Source organism: Mammaliicoccus sp. Q-M61, from assembly GCF_022386055.1.
GTDB lineage: Bacteria > Bacillota > Bacilli > Staphylococcales > Staphylococcaceae > Mammaliicoccus > Mammaliicoccus sciuri_A.
In genome coordinates, this window is record NZ_JAJNJL010000008.1 from 1 (window position 1) to 17,975 (window position 17,975).

Here is a 17,975-nt window from a genome sequence, read left to right on the forward strand (position 1 = left end):
TTGGTTAAGCCAATCACTCTGAAGTACTTTCAGTACTCAATTATTGGAATTAACGTTGACATATTGTCATTCAGTTTTCAATGTTCATTTTAATCGCTACAAGAAACAATTATACTAGTTATTAAATATCAAGTCAAGTATTATTTTTAAAAAATAATAATTTGTTTTGTTCGGTTTGACTCAGCTTTTCAAGTGGTCGTTTCCGTTTCAATCAACTTGCATAATTTATATTACATTGTTATTTAGTTAATTTCAAGCGTTAAATTTACACTTTATTAACCTTTTTAACAATCATTTTATTTTGCGATGTCTGTCTGTTTTGACGACTTTTATATAATATCAAGATATATACTATACGTCAACGATTTATATAAACAAAATTGTGTATTATTTCGCTTTATTAGGGACTATATATTTTAATAGAAATTATGCTATACTTTATCAGTATTAATAAGTATGGAGGGAATAGATTTGAAGCTATTTCGCAAAAAACCTACTAGTAAAATAAATAGAATTAGATCTTTTGCATTAGGATTAATCTTCTTAGGTATGATTGTTATGTACATAGGTGTATTCTTCTTTTACTATTTTAAGAGCCAAATTGTATTTAGTATATTCTTAGTTTTAGGAATGTTAGCTCTTGGTCTTTCATTTATAGTTTACTTTTGGATTGGCATGTTGAGTTCTCGTACTATACAAGTGCAATGTCCAAACTGTGATCATTATACAAAAATGTTAGGACGAGCAGATATTTGTGCTAATTGTAATCAACCTCTTACATTAGATAAGAATTTAGAGGGTAAAGCCTTTAATCAAGATTATAATAATAAGCGCAAATCTAAGAAATTAGAAGAACAGCAAACTGAAGAACATACTGAAGAAAAGAAAAAAAGCTAAAGGCATCCGCCTTTAGCTTTTTGTTTTATTTATTCTTATTTTGACATTCTGGACAAACACCATATATTTCCATTCTGTGGTGCGTTACTGAAAAACTAGTGACATGTTGTGCCAATTGCTCTACTTCATCTAATCGTGGATAATGAAAATCAGATATCTTACCACATTGATCACAGATAATATGATAGTGATTATGTGTTTCAAAATCAAAACGACTTGAAGCGTCACCGTATGTTAATTCTTTAACAAGCCCAGTTTCTTTAAAAACTTTTAAGTTATTATAAACTGTAGCAACACTCATATTTGGAAATTGTGGTGAAAGTGACTGATAAATTTCATCAGCAGTAGGATGACTATCTGTTTCGATTAAATATTGAAGTATCGATTGACGTTGTGGTGTAATTCGAACACCAGTACTTCTTAAAGTACCAATTGCATCGTCTAACATATGTTCAACATTCTCAATATTTTGTTGCATCCTTACACCCACCTTCTAATTTATAATGATTATTATTTATAATATATCCCTTTTAGTAGCATTTTGTCAAACAATTAATCAGTATCCCGCTTCTGAGTTAACAATGTTTATTAACTTATCTGACTCATAATTTTCAATATGTTTGAGATTTTCAATTAGAATATCTGTACTTCTCTTTAAATTGTTAAGATCATTACCTGTAATATGAGCTGTGATAAACACATTATCTAAATCATATAGTCTAGAGTTTTCAGGTAATGGTTCCTCTTCAAATACATCTAAAGATGCATATCTAATTTCTTTATTATCCAAGGCTTCATATAAGACACTTTCTGATACGACAGTACCTCTACCTACATTTATAAAATGTGTATCTTCATTCATAAGTTTAAAGTCTTCTTTCTGTAATAAATGTATCGTATCTTCTGTTTCAGGTAATACATTCACAACAAAGTCAGCTTTATGATATACATGACGTCTTTCTTCTATAGAATAAACTTCATCAAACCCAGGAACATCATGTCCAGTTGTATTTATACCAATAACCTTCATATTAAATACTTTAGCAACTTCAGCAGTTCTTTGCGGAATCTTGCCTGTACCTAAAAATAGAATAGTCTTTTCATTTATTGAATCAGGTTTAAGCTTATGATTAAATTCACGTTTCTTTTGAGACTCATATGAAGTACTAAATAGTTTAATATCATTTAGAATATATGCAAAAATAAATTCAGCGATTTGAATGGCATGTACCCCTCTTGCATTAGTCAATTTAATTCCTCTATCTTGAATGTAACCTAGAGGTAATTGATTCACCCCTGTAGCAAACCATGCGATTAGTTTGATATTCTTACATTTATCTAAAAATGAAGGATTCACTTCTCCATGATAACTAACTAATACATCAACATCTTCTAAATCTTCATCACGTGCTTCATTCGGATGTTTATAAAATTTAAAATCTACATTAGGAAATGTTTCTTTTAGTCTCTCTTCTTGTTCTTTTAGCCTCATTAAAGTAACGACTTTCATTTATATCATTCCTTTATAAAGTTTTTTAAGTCTTCAATTTGAGTTTTAACTTTTACTTTGTCAATTTTATGTATGACAGTACCTTCTTCATCTAACACAAAAGTCGTTCTAACGATCCCCATTGATTCTTTACCAAATGATTTCTTCAATTGATATACGCCTACTTCTTCAGAAAGCTTATAATCTTCATCTACTAGTAAATCAAAATTCAAATTATGTTTATTAGAAAAATTAGCATGTTTCTTTTCACTATCTCCACTAATACCATAAACTTTCGTATTTAATTCATTAAAATCTTCTAAATTATCTCTAAAATCACATGCTTCTGTCGTACATGTCGGTGTATTATCTCTAGGGTAAAAATAAACAACGACTTTAGATCCCTTTAAGTCCTCATTACTAATTAATTCACCATTTTGATTTTTCAACTTGAAATCCGGAAATTTTTCACCAATTTGTATCATATTTTACACTCCTTATAAACGATAGATGTTTAATTTTATGATACGATATAAATGAAAATAATTAAATTAAAAGAGGTTGATAATATGGAATTTACAAAAAGTGAGTACTTACAAACACTTTCAAATGAATATATTCTTGGTGGTGTCAATTCACCATCTCGTTCATATAAAGCTGTAGGTGGTGGCGCTCCTGTAGTTATGCAAAAAGGTAAAGGTGCGTATTTTTACGATGTTGATGGTAATAAATATATTGACTATCTTCAAGCATATGGACCAATCATAGCTGGACATGCACATCCACATATAACAGAAGCCATTAAAGCTGCAGCTGAAGATGGTGTATTATTCGGTACACCTACTGAATATGAAATTACTTTTGCTAAAAAACTACGTAACGCTATTCCATCGCTAGAAAAAATCAGATTTGTAAACTCAGGTACTGAAGCTGTTATGACAACTATTAGAGTTGCACGTGCATATACTAAGCGAGATAAAATCATTAAATTCGCTGGATGTTATCACGGACATTCTGACTTAGTGCTTGTTGCTGCAGGAAGTGGTCCATCTCAACTTGGCACACCTGATTCTGCTGGTGTACCGAAAAGTGTAGCGCAAGAAGTTATTACAGTTCCTTTTAATGATATAGATTCATTTAAAGAAGCTATGGAACATTGGGGCGATCAAGTTGCTGGTGTATTAGTAGAACCAATCGTCGGAAACTTCGGTATGGTTGAGCCTAAAGAAGGCTTTTTAGAAGCAGTAAATGAAGTAACACATCAATACGGTGGTTTAGTGATTTATGATGAAGTTATTACAGCATTTAGATTCCATTACGGTGCTGCACAAGATTTATTAGGCGTTTATCCTGACTTAACTGCATTTGGTAAAGTTATTGGAGGCGGCTTACCAATCGGTGCATACGGAGGACGTCAAGAAATCATGGAACATGTTGCACCACTTGGTCCAGCATACCAAGCAGGTACAATGGCGGGTAACCCACTTTCTATGAGAGCTGGAATTGCTTTATTAGAAATATTGGAACAACCTGGTGTTTACGATAAATTGGATCAATTAGGTCAACAATTAGAAGAAGGTTTATTGGAATTAATTAAAAAACATAACGTTAAAGCAACAGTTAATCGAATCAAAGGTGCTTTAACTCTTTACTTTACAGACGAAAAAGTTGAAAATTATGTTCAAGCGGAAAATACTGACGGTGAACAGTTCGCAAAATTCTTTAAGTTAATGTTAAATCAAGGTATTAATTTAGCACCTTCTAAATATGAAGCATGGTTCTTAACAACTGAACATACTGAAGAAGACATAAGTCAAACATTAAATGCAGTTGATTACGCTTTCTCTCAATTATAAACTTGAAAAGTTAGCCAAAACGTTGTATAACCAATATATACTAGGCTTGTGATATTTGTTACAACCCTGTTTTAAAAACAAAAAGGAATGGTTTTATGAAATTTGGGGCAAGAATATTTAAAACTGGTATCGCGATTGTCCTAGCAATATTTATAGCTAATTTACTGCCAGGACCAGCAATGATAACATCAATAGCTGGTGTTGCTGCAATGGTCGCCATGCAACCAAGTGTCTATCGTTCGTTCAAAACGATTGTAGAACAATTTCAAGGTAATGTGATTGGTGCGATTACAGCTGTTACCATATTCTCTATATTTGGTAACAATGTTGTATTTATCGGTTTAACAGCGATTATCATTATTTCAATACTTTACAAATTTAATCTACAACATGTTTCTAACTTAGCAGTTGTTACAGCTTTAATCATACTTGGACATCATGAAGGAGATTTCTATATCTCTGCATTCTATCGTTTCGTCTTAGTTATGATTGGTGTTTTAAGTGCTTTCCTTGTTAACTTTACGTTTTTACCACCGAAATTCGAAACTAAAATGTATTATAACTCACTCAATATTTCTACTGATATATTTAAATGGTTTAGATTAGTGTTAAATGGTACAACTGAATTTAACTACGTAAAGCAAGATTTAGAAACAATCAGAACACGTATCGTAAAGCTTGAACAATTTTATTTATATTATAAAGAAGAAAGAGCCTACACAAAGAAACAAGCTTTTAGTCAAATGCGTAAGAAGATTCTTTTCAAAGAGATTATTGCATCAACACGCAGAGCATACGAAGTTTTAAGAAAAATGAATCGTTACGAAAACGATATTCATAACTTAAATGATGATCTCAAAGTACAAATGAAGTTTGAACTGGATGAACTGATGGCGCAGCATGAACAAATATTAGTAAGGATATCACAAAAAGCTAAACACGAAATTGATCAAGTTCCTGATTATTTAGTAGAACCTTATAAAGAAGATTTAATGGAAATATTCATTAAAGATATTATGGAAAATCCTGATCAAGAAGATTACTATATTGAGAACGTCATGCAAGTTATTTCAGCTATGTTAGATTATAAAGCGACTATTTTACATTTAGACAAATTATCTTCTAGTTATTTCAAATACCATCCAGAAGATAGCGACATTCAAATTGAAGATGAAGATTTTGATTTATAAAAATAGACCTGAACAGTTATCTGTTCAGGTCTATTTTTAATTCTCTTTATATATGGATTTTTTATATTGATTAACATTCATGACATTTCCATTAGCACTTCTATATAATAAATGGTTTTCATTTATTTGATTAGGACTTTTCACACCTACTGCAGCAGCTAAATTAAATAACCCTTCATGTAAACTCACAATATAATTTGAAACTCTGTATTCTTTTTCTGATACAACTAAAGCAGATTCTTTTTTTGGATCTGTAGTAGCTACACCTACAGGGCAATTATTTGTATGACATTGTTGAGCCATAATACAACCTACATTAATCATTAAACTTCTTGCTACATTAACGAGATCTGCACCTAACGCTAAAGCAATAGCAATTTGATCAGGTGTGATAAGTTTTCCAGATGCAAATACTTTCACTTTATCTCTTATTTTAAATTTTTTAAGTTCAACATCTAATATTGGTAATGCTGAAAATAATGGCAAACCAACAGTATCTACAAGTTCTTGATAAGTCGCACCTGTTCCACCTTCTCCACCATCGACAGTAATAAAATCAGGAATAATGTTTGATGATACCATTTCATGTATTAATTTCTTTAAATCATTTATGTTTCCGACAACTATTTTTATGCCAACTGGTTTGTCAGATAGTTCTCTTAACTTCTGAACAAATTGTAACAACTCTTTATTATTATGAAGAAACTCAAATCTATTAGGTGAGTTAACTGTTTCAAAAGGCGTTACATTTCTAATTTCAGCAATTTCTTCTGTTACTTTTGCTCCTTCAATATGTCCACCTCTCGTTTTGGCACCTTGCGCTAACTTTAATTCAAATGCCTTAACTTGTTTCATATTGGCTTTTTCAATAAATTCTTTCTCATCGAAATTACCTTCTTTATCTCGAACACCAAATAAACCTGGTCCTATTTGAAAGATGATATCACATTCTCCACTTAAATGATGATCACTTAATCCTCCTTCTCCTGTATTCATCCATGAACCGCTTCTGCCTAATCCTTTTGACAATGCAGTAATCGCATTTTTACCTAGTGCACCATAACTCATACCTGATTGTCCAACCAATCTATTAACGATAAATGGATGTTTTAAGTCACCACCTATAATTATCTGGTTATCTGTTGTTAATTTATATGGATCAACATCTTTTTGTTTCTGTTCTTCTTTACGATCAAAAAGTCCTTCATTAGAAATTTCATAAATAAAAGTAGACATTTGTTCATCTTGGTTAATTTCTAATTCATCATGGTCCACTGGAAACATTGTATTTTGTAAATAAAATCCTGGCTCTTCAAATTTTCTCAACGATCCAAAACTTTCGATTCTATTTTTATATTTACCTGGCATGACGATATTTAAATATTGCTTTCTTGAAAATGGTTTTCCAGCATTGTCATTTAATATTAAGTACTGTCTAAGTTCTGGTCCTATACTTTCTAAAAAGTATCTCACTCTACCAAGTACCGGGTAATTTCTTAATACACTATGATGCTTTTGCCTTTTATCTATAACATACAAAGAAATACAGGCAATAATACCACCAATAATGATGACAAAGAATAAAATATTCACAATCAATTGTAGTATGCTTAAAAAAGTCATAAAAATTCCCCCTCAGTCTATCTCTATTAAATTAATAATAGCATAGAATGAGGGGGTGTTGTAATTTTACCCGAATGATTGAATATTATATAAGTTGTAATAACTTCCTTGTGCTGCCATTAATTCTTTGTGTGAACCAACTTCTTCAATTTGTCCATTTTGAATAACAACTATTTTATCCGCATGTGTAATTGTTGATAATCTATGTGCAACTATTAAAGTCGTTCTTTCAGTACTTAATATTTCAAGTGCATCTTGAATAATTTTTTCACTTTCTAAATCAAGTGCACTCGTCGCTTCATCAAGTACTAATACAGGAGGGTTATTCAAGAATATTCTTGCAATAGAAACTCTTTGTTTTTGTCCACCTGATAATTTTACACCACGTTCGCCGACCTCTGTATCATAACCATTTGGCAATGACATAATAAAGTCATGTGCATTCGCTTTTTTACTAGCCTCTATAACTTCTTCATCAGATGCATCCGGTTTACCTAATAAAATATTTTCTTTAATAGAATCAGAGAATAAAATATTATCTTGTTCAACCATACCTACTTGATTTCTGAGACTTTCAGTTGTGAAATCTTTAACGTTATGATTATCAATACTAATACTACCTTTTGTCACATCATAGAATCTAGGCAGTAAACTAATAAGTGTCGATTTACCGCCACCACTCATACCTACAAATGCGACGGTTTCACCTTTATTAATATCTAAATTAATATGTTTAAGCACTTCATCTTCATAATCATTATATTTAAATGATACGTCATCAAACGTAATGTGCCCTTCTTTAATGACAATGTCTTGTGCGTCATCTTCATTTTTGACATCATATTTTTCATCAAACAAATGAAATACTCTGTCCATTGAAGCGATACTTTGCGTTAAAGTTGTAGATGATGAAACCAATCTTCTTAAAGGTCCGTATAACTGTTCAAGATATGCTACAAATGCTGCTAATGTCCCAACAGTTAAATTCCCTTGAATAACAAGAAAACCACCGATACCTACTACTAATAATGGACCAATATCTGTAACTGTATTAATAACTGCAAATGATTTAGCATTCCATTTCGTATGATCAGTTGCTTTAGTTAAGAAGTTTTGGTTTCTTTTATCAAATCGTTTTTCTTCATTTTTTTCAATAGCAAAACTTTTAATAACAGACATCCCTGAAACACGTTCATGAAGAAATCCTTGAAGTTCTGCTAAACTTTGCGATCTTCTTCTCGTTAAACTACGTAATTTTCCGAAGAAGTAATAAATACTAAATATAAATACTGGGAAAATCGCAATTGCTGTAAATGTTAATTTAATATCTAAAACAAACATAATACTTAATGCGATGACGATAGTCACTAAATCTAACCAAACGTTCATAAGTCCTGTAAGGATAAAGTCTTTAGTTTGTTCAACGTCATTAATCACGCGTGATATAACTTCCCCTGCTTTATTATTAGCATAAAATCTTGAGCTTAATGCCTGTAAATGTGTGTATAATTTTTTACGAATATCATACAGAATTTTATTAGATGTCCATTGTGCTAAATATTGTCTGAAGTATTCTATAGGTGGTCTTAGTACAACAAATATGAATCCCATAATTAACATTGCATATGTTAATTTTTCTGTTTTTTGTCCAATTGATAGTGCACCATTATTAATGACATCATCGATTACATATTTAATCAGTAATGGAAGTAATAACGGGATACCAAATTTTAAAATTCCAATGATAATCGTACCTACAATATGCCACTTGTATGGTTTTACAAATTGTAAATACCTTTTAATCATTATTGTTCCCCCAATCTTAGTCCAAACGAAACAGCCTAGCTTTAGCTAGGCTGTGATATTTTCATTCTCAAGAATTACGTCTATCAATTGAATGAAATCTTTCTTGCCAAACTTTAATAAAGTCTGGCGCAAATGGTCCTTTCTTGCGTTCAATCCATTGTTGTAGAATATCAACATTTCTTCTAAGTATTACATCAATGTCTTTAGGATAATTCATTTGTTTCATATGTTGTTTATACTCATCTTCATCCAACAAATGATATTTGCCGCTTGGATAAACTTTAATGTCTAAATCATAATCGATATATTTAATCGCTTCTTCATCACAAACAAATGGTGATGATAAATTACAATAATAATAAACACCGTCTTCGCGGAACATACAAATGACGTTAAACCAATATTCTGAATGGAAATAAACAATCGCTGGTTCCCTTGTTACCCAAGTTCTACCATCACTTTCTGTTACGAGTGTACGATTATTCCCACCGATAATAACATGACTCGTACCTTTAAGAATTGTTGTTTCAGACCACACACGATGTATATTACCATCATGTTTATAACTTTGTATTTTAATTACTTGGCCTTCTTTTGGTATGGATTCTTTGACCATGTTCCACACCACCTTTTAAATATTTACCAAGTTATTATATCATATTTAAATAAATAAGCTAAAATTATGTTTCTTATCATTATCCATTGAGTTGATTAAAAATCTTACTCATAGATGTTGAAAATGATAACTGTTCTTTTTCTTCTTTTTTAATCCATTTATATGGGTAATCAAAATCACTTTTTTGAGTATGCGCACGGTATACATTCATATTCCATGTCATATGTGTAAAAACATGCTTAGTAGTATATTCAGGTGTTTGATCAATATCTATAACTGCATCTAAAGTTTCTTCAATGCTGTGTATACTTTCATCAGCCTCAAACATTGGAAACTCCCACATGCCATTTAATAATTTCGTATCTCTTTGGCGTACTAATATCTCTCCAGAACGATTCGTGATATATAATACGTTAAAATCAATTGTCTTTTTCTTTATTTTTTTCTTTTTAACCGGTAATTCATCCACTATACCATTAGCAAAAGCATAACAATGTTTTTGAACAGGGCACATAATACACAAAGTCTTTTTAGGTGTACAAATGGTTGCTCCTAATTCCATCATTGCTTGATTAAAATCTCCAGAATGTTCTTCTACAAATGGCTGTAATTCATCTTCATATAATTTTTTCGTCTTCGGTGCAGCTATATCACTGTCATTACCAGTCAATCTACTCCACACTCTTAACACATTGCCATCAACTGCTGGTATCGGATGATTATGCACGATACTCATAACTGCTGCATTTGTATATGGGCCGACACCTTTTAACTTTTTAAAATCATCAGGGTTATCTGGTACTACTCCGTGATAACTATGGTGAACTTCTTTAACCGCTTCTTGAAAATTTCTAACCCTAGAATAATAACCTAAACCCTCCCAATATTTAAGTACATCTTCTTCGTTTGCTTCACTCAAACTTTCTATAGTTGGAAAACGCTCAATAAATGCTTTGTAATATGGTCGAACAGTATTAACTTGTGTTTGTTGCAACATTACTTCACTTAACCAAATATAATATGGATTTGATGTTTCTCTCCACGGCATTTGTCGTTTATTTTTATGAAACCAATTAAGCAAATCGTCTTTAAATTGTTTCGTTTCTATCATTTATGACACTACTTTCTTGTGAATTGCTTTCAGATTACTATGCATATGCTATATAATATATATCATATAGATTAAAGTAAAGTGGTGATTTTTATGGATACTGGTACACACGTTGTTATGGGTGTTGCGTTAACTGGTCTTGCAACATTAGATCCACATGTTACACCTACATTTGCTGCAGTGGCAACTGGTATAATGGTTGGATCACAAATACCTGATATTGATACAGTATTAAAATTAAAAAATAATGCGATATATGTTAAAAACCATAGAGGTATCACTCATTCAATACCTTTTACATTATTATGGCCTTTAATATTAACGTTTCTAATATTCGTTATCTTTCCAGGAGTAGATGTCTTGCATATTTGGTTATGGACGCAATTTGCCGTATTCTTTCATGTTTTTGTAGATATTTTTAATTCATATGGTACACAGGCGCTTAGACCGATATCTAATAAATGGATTCAATTAAGTATTATTAATACGTTTGACCCCATTATTTTTGTAGCACACTTAGTTGCCATACTGTTCTGGACACTCGGTGTTAATGCTGGCATTGCTTTTGGTACATTATACTTCTTGTTAATATTCTATTATATTGTGCGATTCATATTACAAAAAGCGATAAAAGACCAAGCTTTAAAACAAATACAACAAGAAGATAATCCCGTTAAAATATTTGTTGCACCGACAATACGTTTTATGGAATGGCGTATTGCCATTCAAACTGAAACACATGATTATGTTGGACGTAGTTATGGTCGTAACGTAGCATTTAATGATGTATTCAAAAGACAAGCATTCCCGAATGACCATATAATGGCTTATGCTAAATATGATGAGAATTTAAGATCTTTCTTAAGTTTCAGTTCTATTTATCGATGGGAAGTTACAAGAATAGATAAAAAAACAACAGAACTAAGATTTATTGATTTAAGATATTTGAAGAATGGTCATTACCCATTTGTAGCTATACTACATTTAGATGATGATATGAAAGTGACAAACTCATATATCGGTTGGGTATTTACCGAAGAAAAATTAATGAAAAAACTTGAAGCTTAGAAATACAATTAAGGCTGAGACGATTAAATCATCTCAGCCTTAATTTTTTTATTTAAAGTATTCAGTTTTATAAGCTTTATTAATATTGATCCAAGCTAAATAGATAAATGCTACTTCAAAATAGAACAGAATATGATATGGCAAATTCGTAACGGATGCGTTACCTAACACCATTGATTGTTGGAACCCATTAATAATATAGAATAATGGATTGAGTTTTAAGACATTGACCCAAACTGCATACATATTATTAGGTACATACAATATCGGTACGACAAATAATAATACAATCAATAATCCGAAAACGATAAACCTTGCAGAATATACATATTTACCAAACACGCCGATAATAGATGCTACTGGTACAAGTAATATGTATGCCATCACTAAATAATAGAAAAATCCTAAATGATTAATTTCGATTAAATTTGATGTCGAAAATGTTGAAACTATACCAGTAAGTGTTACAACAATCAAGAACATAATCATCGTTAAAAATACTTGTGAAGAAGCACCAACATAGTACGGTACTGATAATCTATTATAAAGTGCTCCTTGCTTTCTGACTGTCTTTTCAGAATTGAAAAGTGATAAAAAGACCCACATGTAAGCGAAAAAGCCAATCAATTTATAATAAGACGTTGATTGTTGTACATCTATCGCATCAGTAATCCATAACTTCAAATATGTGAAGATCAATAATACTAACATGATAGCAAAAGCAGATACATAATATTTATAATGAGTTTTAACTTCATAGAAGCAATATTTAAGCATATGTGGAAAATGTTTAATATGTTGTTCAAATAATTCGTTCATATTGACCTCCTATAATTGAATAAAAATCCATTTGTTTTCTGCTAAGTCTGCTATCATAAAGCCATCTCTTGATTTAACTACCCAAGTGTCACTTGAAATATTATATTTCTTAACTAATTTAGCTTTGTTTTTCATATCAAATGTAAAACCAGTTAGTTGATTATCACTGTCGAAAACCATATGTACTTTTTGGCCTTCCATTTGTTCATTAAATCGGTTTGCTTTATCAGCTGTAATGGTCTCAGAAACTTTCTTATGTGATTTATGCATAAAGCTGTTATAAAAATCTATATAATTTAAATAACTATCATCAACATAATCTTCTAAATCTGACCAATCAACGTCTTCATATAGTCCTGCCGGATTGAAAAAGTACAAGTTATTCTTCTTAGAGATATAAGTCTTGTCATCTACTTCAAGTCTATAATTAGATTGATTTTCACCTGTTACATCTACAAAACTATACTGAGGTAATTTCAACTTTGAGCCTTTGGATGAAGGTGTGAGTTCTGTATCATGTTTCAGCGATAGGACATAAGCTGACTTATCTATGTATTTTGGTTCACTATTTGTTGTGATGACCTGTTTTGATGTAACTTCTTTTTCTGTAGGCGAGCTACCCACACCTATAAACATAAATAGCGCTGCTAATGTAGCACCAAAGATAAATGTTAAGCCATAAAATATCATTTTCTCAATAGATTTCGGCACTCTACCGTATTGATATTTACGCATTCTTTTATAACCTTCGCCGTGCGCTATAGGAAGTTCTTGTTGAGCCATCTTCCATTTAAGATCGTAAAGTTCTTTTTGGTCTTTATCTTGAATTTGGTTATATTTCTTATGATATTCTCGGTAATGACCTAATACTTCTTTAACGGTACCTTCTTTTCTAACTTGACCATAAGTTAGCCAGATAAGATAGTTACTCATTTTCTCAATTGAGTGTATATGGTCATCAATAACAACAGCTGCACGATCGTATTCTTTTTGTTCATTTAAAAATTCATGGAACTTCTTCTGAAATGATTCGTCTAAGTATTGAATGATGTTCGTAAAAATTGCAACGGTAGGTCTCATATATTTGGCTATACTAACTAACAACTGCGCATATTCTGCTTCATTAATATCTTGGCACGTCTTTGAAGCTTTATCCGATAATTTGGCAAAGCTTAATATTTGTCTTTGAATCGTCGTAATGTCTCTAATTTCTACACCGGATAAACTCAAAGTACGAATAATCATTTCATTTAATGTTTGATGATCATCAGCTTTATGTCTAACATCCGCTAAAAATGTTTGTGCATGATTTGTTACTTTACCTAAATTAGGTGCAACTTCTTTAATCATTAATTTACTGATCATTTCTTTACCAGACTGATCATCGCCGATAATGCCCAGCACTTCGCCTCTATAAAGATGCACGGTAACATTTTTAAGTACAATGTCTTTATTAAGGTGCTTTAACTTAAATAATGATTTGAATTTATTCTGTTCTTTACTTATATAATAATATTTAGTTGCGTTAACAACTCTCAGTAATATTTGCTGTGTCATTCTGCACCACCATTATAGTTGTAGAAGACTTACAGGAATGCCTTCTTCAATTTTTGATCCTTTTAATCTAAATCCCCAAGCAAATACACCATTAATGCGTTCTACTTTAAAGTAACTAGGTGTGTCACCTATTAAGCCATATACTTTACCGACTTCTATTTTTGAAGTGTCGACAAGGTAACTTTCTGCTATGAGCGCTTTTCTCTTATATACTTCATATTCATTTAGTATACCCATCATTTCTGATTTTCTCATCTTTTCGCGATATTCAGCAATTGCGTTTTTAAGTTCATAGTCTGTCATTTCAACAAATTTTTTATCATTATTCATCTACAATACCACTTTCTACTAATTTGTCATTAATCATTTCAAATGTATACCCTTTTCTTACGAGTGCTTGAATAACATGTGACTTAAGTTCATATCCATTATATTTCTTTTGATATTTATTATATACCTTTTCCAAATCTTTCATCAAAATATTTTCAACATCATCAGATGTCGGTTCAATATTCAAATCTGTTAGATGTTCATTGATTAATGAAAAAGCATAGCCTCTTTGTTGAAGTGTTTGGACAATCGTTTGCTTTAAACGGTTAGGAGGTTGTTTCTTTTTTTGCATAATCTTCTTGGCGATGTTCGGAATTCGTTCTTCTGCCATTTCCATTTCAAACTTTTCTTTGAATTCGTAAACTAAATCTTGTTCTATACCTTTTTCTTTTGCTATTCTTTCAAAATGGTCAGGACCTTTATCCGTTGTTTTTAAAATGGTGTTTTTTAAACTTTCAATATAATCTTTATGGTCTATGTATTTATTAGATTGACAATACTCTATCACTCTATCAATTAAGTCACTGCCATATTCTTTGTCTGTTAAATATTTTTCTACTTCATATTTCGTACGCTTTTTATGTGATAAATAGACAATCGCTTGATTAAGTGCCTGTCTATATTGATCGTAGTCCTTAATTTCTTGTAATTTACTTTTCGTAATTTCTAAATCTTTTCTTAAATTAAAGTAGATGTATGTTGCTTGATCAATACCCATTTCAAATTCATTATTAATAAATAAATTTAAACGTTCTTTGTTTTTCTTTTGTACTTCAAGTTTAGTTATTTTAAGCATTTTACATCCCTCCACACATATATATAGGATACAATAAAACACACTGAGTTTAAAAGTTTAATCTCTTAACTCAGTGTGTTTATTATTGATTTAATTCATTTATAGCTTCAGTATACTCTGATTCAGTAATATAATTCTGTTGTTTCATTTTTTCAAGCGTTGTTTTGATACGTGTCATATAACTATCACTAATATTATTAATATCAAAATTGGATGGTGCATTTACGACACTAGCTAAAATTGCACTTTGTAATACCGTTACTTGAGGAAGGTTTGGATTATTTTTATCGACTGTCGCACCGAAGTAATAATTTGCCGCTTCTTCTATCGTATAATTATTTTGACCAAAATAGATATTATTGACATAATAACTCAAAATATCATTCTTACTATATTTATCTTCAACACGTTTCGCCACAAACATCTCTTTCACTTTTCTTGTGAGTTGCGTTTCATTCGTATAGAAATAGTTTTTAACGACTTGTTGCGTAATCGTACTTCCACCTTGCGTTAGTTCACCATTTTTCAAACTTACAGCAAGCGCACGTGATACACCTCTTAAGTCAATTCCATCATGATCATAAAATCGTTTATCTTCAACTGCTACAAAAGCATTTTTAGTATAATCAGGCATATCTTCAACTTGAACATAAGATTGTTTATCTTCAATTTTTACTAAATCATCAACATCAGATGTTCTTGACCACATATACATAACTGCTAAATAAAAAGTAATCGCTAGTATAATAAGTATTGTTACAAGACCAAATAGCTTTGAAATTCTTTTTCTCTTTCTCGGCTGTACAGGTTCTTGATAATAATGTTGATATCTTCTATATTGAACTTCTTCTGAATTAGGTTGTGGTATTTCATTCTTCTTATTCTTAAATAGCCCCATCTGTATTCTCCCTTATTCATATTTCTTACATCATTATAGCTTGTAATAATGAATTTAAACACTTCTTTTTACTGAAAAACAACAAAATCAGTCCTGAGTCTTATTTATAAGTATAACTTTTAGCGTATTTGGGTATAGATAACGATAAGGAGGAATTTTATATGGCAAAAATTAAAGCAAACAAAGCACTCGTACAAGTCTTAAAGAATTGGCAAATTGACCACGTATATGGCATACCTGGTGATTCAATAGATAAAGTCGTAGATGCACTTAAAACAGAAGAAGATAATATTAAATTCTATGATGTAAGACACGAAGAAGTTGCAACTTTAGCTGCTAGTAGTTATGCCAAATTAACAGGCAAAATAGCAGTAGCATTAAGTATTGGTGGTCCGGGCGCAATACATATGTTAAATGGTATGTATGACGCTAAAATGGATAATGTCCCTATGCTCGTTTTAGCAGGTCAAACAGATTCGAAATTATTGGGCACGAAATTCTTCCAAGAAGTTAACTTAACAGCCCTTTTCGAAGATGTAGCTGTTTATAATAAACAATTAGAATCAGCTGAAAATGTACATGAAATTGTAGATGAAGCTATCAAAACTGCATATGCTAAAAAAGGCGTTGCAGTATTAACGATTCCAAGTGATGTTCTAGGTGAGAAAATTGAAGACAATGTCCCTAGAGAAACTTATAAATTTGAAAATGCAGTAACTTACGCTAAAGATGAAGATGTTAAAAAAGCTGCAGAACTTATAAATAAAAGTGAAAAACCGGTCGTCCTAACTGGTGTTGGTGCTAAAGATGCTAAGGAAGAATTACTTAACTTCTTAGCTCATATCGATGCACCTGGTTTAATTACATTACCAGCAAAAGGTATCATACCAGATAAACATCCTAATTTCATGGGTAACTTAGGTAAAATCGGTACTAAACCAGCATTTGAAGCGTCTAAAGATGCTGATTTATTAATTTTAGTTGGTACGAATTATCCATATGTAGATTATTTACCTGATAAAGATATACCATGTATCCAAATTGATATTAATCAAACAAATATCGGCAAACGTTTTAATGTTGATGTAGGCTTAATAGGCGATACAAAAAATGTATTAGCTGCATTAACAGAAGCGTCTGAAAAAGTTACCGGCCGTAAATTCTTAAAAGCATGCCAAGAAAATATGAAAGCATGGAACAGATGGTTAGAAGAAGATAGAAATAATGACAGCAAACCAATCAGACCAGAATTATTAATGTCTGAAATAGAAAAAATTTCAACAGATGACACAGTATTTTCAGTTGACGTCGGAACTTCAACAGTATGGAGCACACGATATTTACAACTCGGTCACAATCATAAATTTATCACGTCATCTTGGTTAGGCACGATGGGCTGTGCATTACCAGGAGCGATAGCAAGTAAAGTCGCAAATCCAGATAAGCAAGCAATTGCTATTACAGGTGACGGAGGATTTGCGATGGTTATGCAAGACTTCGTTACAGCGGTACAATATAAACTACCTATTATCGTCGTCGTACTGAATAACCAAGAATTAGCTTTCATAAAATACGAACAACAAGCAGCTGGTGAGTTAGAATATGCTATTGATTTAGGCGATATCGACTTCGCTAAATTTGCAGATAGTTGTGGCGGTATAGGCTATAATGTCGTAGATGTAGAAGACATCGCCCCTACACTTGAAAAAGCTAAAAATGCGAATAAACCTGTAGTTGTTAACGTAAAAGTAGATTCAGATGCTGCTCCATTACCAGGTAAAATTATATGGGACGAAGCAAAAGGATATGCAAAATTCGAAATTAGAACAGCATTAGAAGAAAACAGACTCGAAAAAATGCCACCACTCAAAACACTAATAAGAAGATTCTTCTAATAAAAATAAAGAAGCAGTGAAGTT

The 17,975-nt window shown here is 31.4% G+C and carries 17 protein-coding genes; 5 read left to right on the plus strand and 12 right to left on the minus strand.

Going from position 1 to position 17,975, the window contains the following annotated elements; all coding sequences use genetic code 11:
• The first annotated feature begins 456 nt into the window (after positions 1-456).
• On the plus strand, positions 457-897 hold the full coding sequence (locus LQ677_RS10350; RefSeq protein WP_037590543.1) for a YgzB family protein: 441 nt from the start codon (positions 457-459) through the stop codon (positions 895-897).
• Between the two features lie 25 nt (positions 898-922).
• Here the strand turns inward: LQ677_RS10350 and perR are convergent, their stop codons facing one another.
• The 3 genes from perR to bcp form a co-directional block, all read right to left on the minus strand.
• Entirely contained in the window at positions 923-1,375 is a 453-nt protein-coding gene (gene perR / locus LQ677_RS10355; protein WP_025907200.1) for a peroxide-responsive transcriptional repressor PerR, read from the minus strand.
• Between the two features lie 78 nt (positions 1,376-1,453).
• A complete protein-coding gene (locus LQ677_RS10360; RefSeq protein ID WP_239748820.1) occupies positions 1,454-2,407 on the minus strand; it encodes a phosphoglycerate dehydrogenase in 954 nt (317 codons plus the stop codon).
• A gap of 5 nt (positions 2,408-2,412) precedes the next feature.
• Complete coding sequence (gene bcp, locus LQ677_RS10365; RefSeq protein WP_037590541.1) at positions 2,413-2,871, minus strand: thioredoxin-dependent thiol peroxidase; 459 nt, start codon at positions 2,869-2,871, stop codon at positions 2,413-2,415.
• Between the two features lie 84 nt (positions 2,872-2,955).
• Between bcp and LQ677_RS10370 the strand changes: the two genes are divergently transcribed.
• Both LQ677_RS10370 and LQ677_RS10375 read left to right on the plus strand, forming a co-directional pair.
• Positions 2,956-4,242, plus strand: coding sequence for a glutamate-1-semialdehyde 2,1-aminomutase (locus tag LQ677_RS10370; protein ID WP_191835838.1), 1,287 nt, complete (start codon positions 2,956-2,958; stop codon positions 4,240-4,242).
• A 95-nt stretch (positions 4,243-4,337) separates the two neighbouring features.
• On the plus strand, positions 4,338-5,432 hold the full coding sequence (locus LQ677_RS10375; protein WP_191835837.1) for an FUSC family protein: 1,095 nt from the start codon (positions 4,338-4,340) through the stop codon (positions 5,430-5,432).
• Between the two features lie 36 nt (positions 5,433-5,468).
• Here the strand turns inward: LQ677_RS10375 and LQ677_RS10380 are convergent, their stop codons facing one another.
• From LQ677_RS10380 to mutY, 4 genes are all read right to left on the minus strand, one after another.
• The gene (locus LQ677_RS10380) at positions 5,469-7,055 is read right to left on the minus strand and encodes an FMN-binding glutamate synthase family protein (RefSeq protein WP_191835836.1); all 1,587 of its coding nucleotides are present in this window, start codon (positions 7,053-7,055) and stop codon (positions 5,469-5,471) included.
• A gap of 66 nt (positions 7,056-7,121) precedes the next feature.
• Positions 7,122-8,861, minus strand: coding sequence for an ABC transporter ATP-binding protein (locus LQ677_RS10385; protein ID WP_037590537.1), 1,740 nt, complete (start codon positions 8,859-8,861; stop codon positions 7,122-7,124).
• A gap of 67 nt (positions 8,862-8,928) precedes the next feature.
• Positions 8,929-9,477: a nucleoside tri-diphosphate phosphatase gene (ntdP, locus tag LQ677_RS10390; RefSeq protein ID WP_025907189.1), complete on the minus strand. Its 549-nt coding sequence runs from the start codon at positions 9,475-9,477 to the stop codon at positions 8,929-8,931.
• A gap of 79 nt (positions 9,478-9,556) precedes the next feature.
• Positions 9,557-10,588, minus strand: a complete 1,032-nt coding sequence (gene mutY, locus LQ677_RS10395; RefSeq protein ID WP_159315341.1) for an A/G-specific adenine glycosylase — start codon at positions 10,586-10,588, stop codon at positions 9,557-9,559.
• Between the two features lie 93 nt (positions 10,589-10,681).
• On the opposite strand from mutY, the gene LQ677_RS10400 reads away from it, so the two are divergent.
• Positions 10,682-11,656, plus strand: coding sequence for a metal-dependent hydrolase (locus LQ677_RS10400; protein ID WP_025907185.1), 975 nt, complete (start codon positions 10,682-10,684; stop codon positions 11,654-11,656).
• A 48-nt stretch (positions 11,657-11,704) separates the two neighbouring features.
• Here the strand turns inward: LQ677_RS10400 and LQ677_RS10405 are convergent, their stop codons facing one another.
• The 5 genes from LQ677_RS10405 to sgtB form a co-directional block, all read right to left on the minus strand.
• The gene (locus tag LQ677_RS10405; RefSeq protein ID WP_058611102.1) at positions 11,705-12,475 is read right to left on the minus strand and encodes an ABC transporter permease; all 771 of its coding nucleotides are present in this window, start codon (positions 12,473-12,475) and stop codon (positions 11,705-11,707) included.
• Positions 12,476-12,484: 9 nt separating this feature from the next.
• Positions 12,485-14,032: an ABC transporter ATP-binding protein gene (locus LQ677_RS10410; RefSeq protein WP_025905624.1), complete on the minus strand. Its 1,548-nt coding sequence runs from the start codon at positions 14,030-14,032 to the stop codon at positions 12,485-12,487.
• Between the two features lie 12 nt (positions 14,033-14,044).
• Positions 14,045-14,362 (minus strand): YfhH family protein, encoded by a 318-nt coding sequence (locus LQ677_RS10415; RefSeq protein WP_126477091.1) that lies wholly within the window; start codon positions 14,360-14,362, stop codon positions 14,045-14,047.
• Positions 14,355-15,158: a recombination regulator RecX gene (recX, locus tag LQ677_RS10420; RefSeq protein ID WP_126477092.1), complete on the minus strand. Its 804-nt coding sequence runs from the start codon at positions 15,156-15,158 to the stop codon at positions 14,355-14,357. The genes LQ677_RS10415 and recX overlap by 8 nt, the downstream gene beginning before the upstream one ends.
• Before the next feature lie 82 nt (positions 15,159-15,240).
• The gene (gene sgtB / locus LQ677_RS10425) at positions 15,241-16,056 is read right to left on the minus strand and encodes a monofunctional peptidoglycan glycosyltransferase SgtB (protein ID WP_126477093.1); all 816 of its coding nucleotides are present in this window, start codon (positions 16,054-16,056) and stop codon (positions 15,241-15,243) included.
• Between the two features lie 161 nt (positions 16,057-16,217).
• On the opposite strand from sgtB, the gene LQ677_RS10430 reads away from it, so the two are divergent.
• Complete coding sequence (locus LQ677_RS10430; protein ID WP_191835834.1) at positions 16,218-17,951, plus strand: pyruvate oxidase; 1,734 nt, start codon at positions 16,218-16,220, stop codon at positions 17,949-17,951.
• The last annotated feature ends 24 nt before the right edge of the window (positions 17,952-17,975 follow it).

Bases quoted from the DNA above. Each gene is read 5' to 3' on its own strand.
- LQ677_RS10350 (WP_037590543.1), top strand. From the start codon at position 457: ATGGAGGGAATAGATTTGAAGCTATTTCGCAAAAAACCTACTAGTAAA.
- perR (WP_025907200.1), bottom strand. From the start codon at position 1,375: ATGCAACAAAATATTGAGAATGTTGAACATATGTTAGACGATGCAATT.
- LQ677_RS10360 (WP_239748820.1), bottom strand. From the start codon at position 2,407: ATGAAAGTCGTTACTTTAATGAGGCTAAAAGAACAAGAAGAGAGACTA.
- bcp (WP_037590541.1), bottom strand. From the start codon at position 2,871: ATGATACAAATTGGTGAAAAATTTCCGGATTTCAAGTTGAAAAATCAA.
- LQ677_RS10370 (WP_191835838.1), top strand. From the start codon at position 2,956: ATGGAATTTACAAAAAGTGAGTACTTACAAACACTTTCAAATGAATAT.
- LQ677_RS10375 (WP_191835837.1), top strand. From the start codon at position 4,338: ATGAAATTTGGGGCAAGAATATTTAAAACTGGTATCGCGATTGTCCTA.
- LQ677_RS10380 (WP_191835836.1), bottom strand. From the start codon at position 7,055: ATGACTTTTTTAAGCATACTACAATTGATTGTGAATATTTTATTCTTT.
- LQ677_RS10385 (WP_037590537.1), bottom strand. From the start codon at position 8,861: ATGATTAAAAGGTATTTACAATTTGTAAAACCATACAAGTGGCATATT.
- ntdP (WP_025907189.1), bottom strand. From the start codon at position 9,477: ATGGTCAAAGAATCCATACCAAAAGAAGGCCAAGTAATTAAAATACAA.
- mutY (WP_159315341.1), bottom strand. From the start codon at position 10,588: ATGATAGAAACGAAACAATTTAAAGACGATTTGCTTAATTGGTTTCAT.
- LQ677_RS10400 (WP_025907185.1), top strand. From the start codon at position 10,682: ATGGATACTGGTACACACGTTGTTATGGGTGTTGCGTTAACTGGTCTT.
- LQ677_RS10405 (WP_058611102.1), bottom strand. From the start codon at position 12,475: ATGAACGAATTATTTGAACAACATATTAAACATTTTCCACATATGCTT.
- LQ677_RS10410 (WP_025905624.1), bottom strand. From the start codon at position 14,032: ATGACACAGCAAATATTACTGAGAGTTGTTAACGCAACTAAATATTAT.
- LQ677_RS10415 (WP_126477091.1), bottom strand. From the start codon at position 14,362: ATGAATAATGATAAAAAATTTGTTGAAATGACAGACTATGAACTTAAA.
- recX (WP_126477092.1), bottom strand. From the start codon at position 15,158: ATGCTTAAAATAACTAAACTTGAAGTACAAAAGAAAAACAAAGAACGT.
- sgtB (WP_126477093.1), bottom strand. From the start codon at position 16,056: ATGGGGCTATTTAAGAATAAGAAGAATGAAATACCACAACCTAATTCA.
- LQ677_RS10430 (WP_191835834.1), top strand. From the start codon at position 16,218: ATGGCAAAAATTAAAGCAAACAAAGCACTCGTACAAGTCTTAAAGAAT.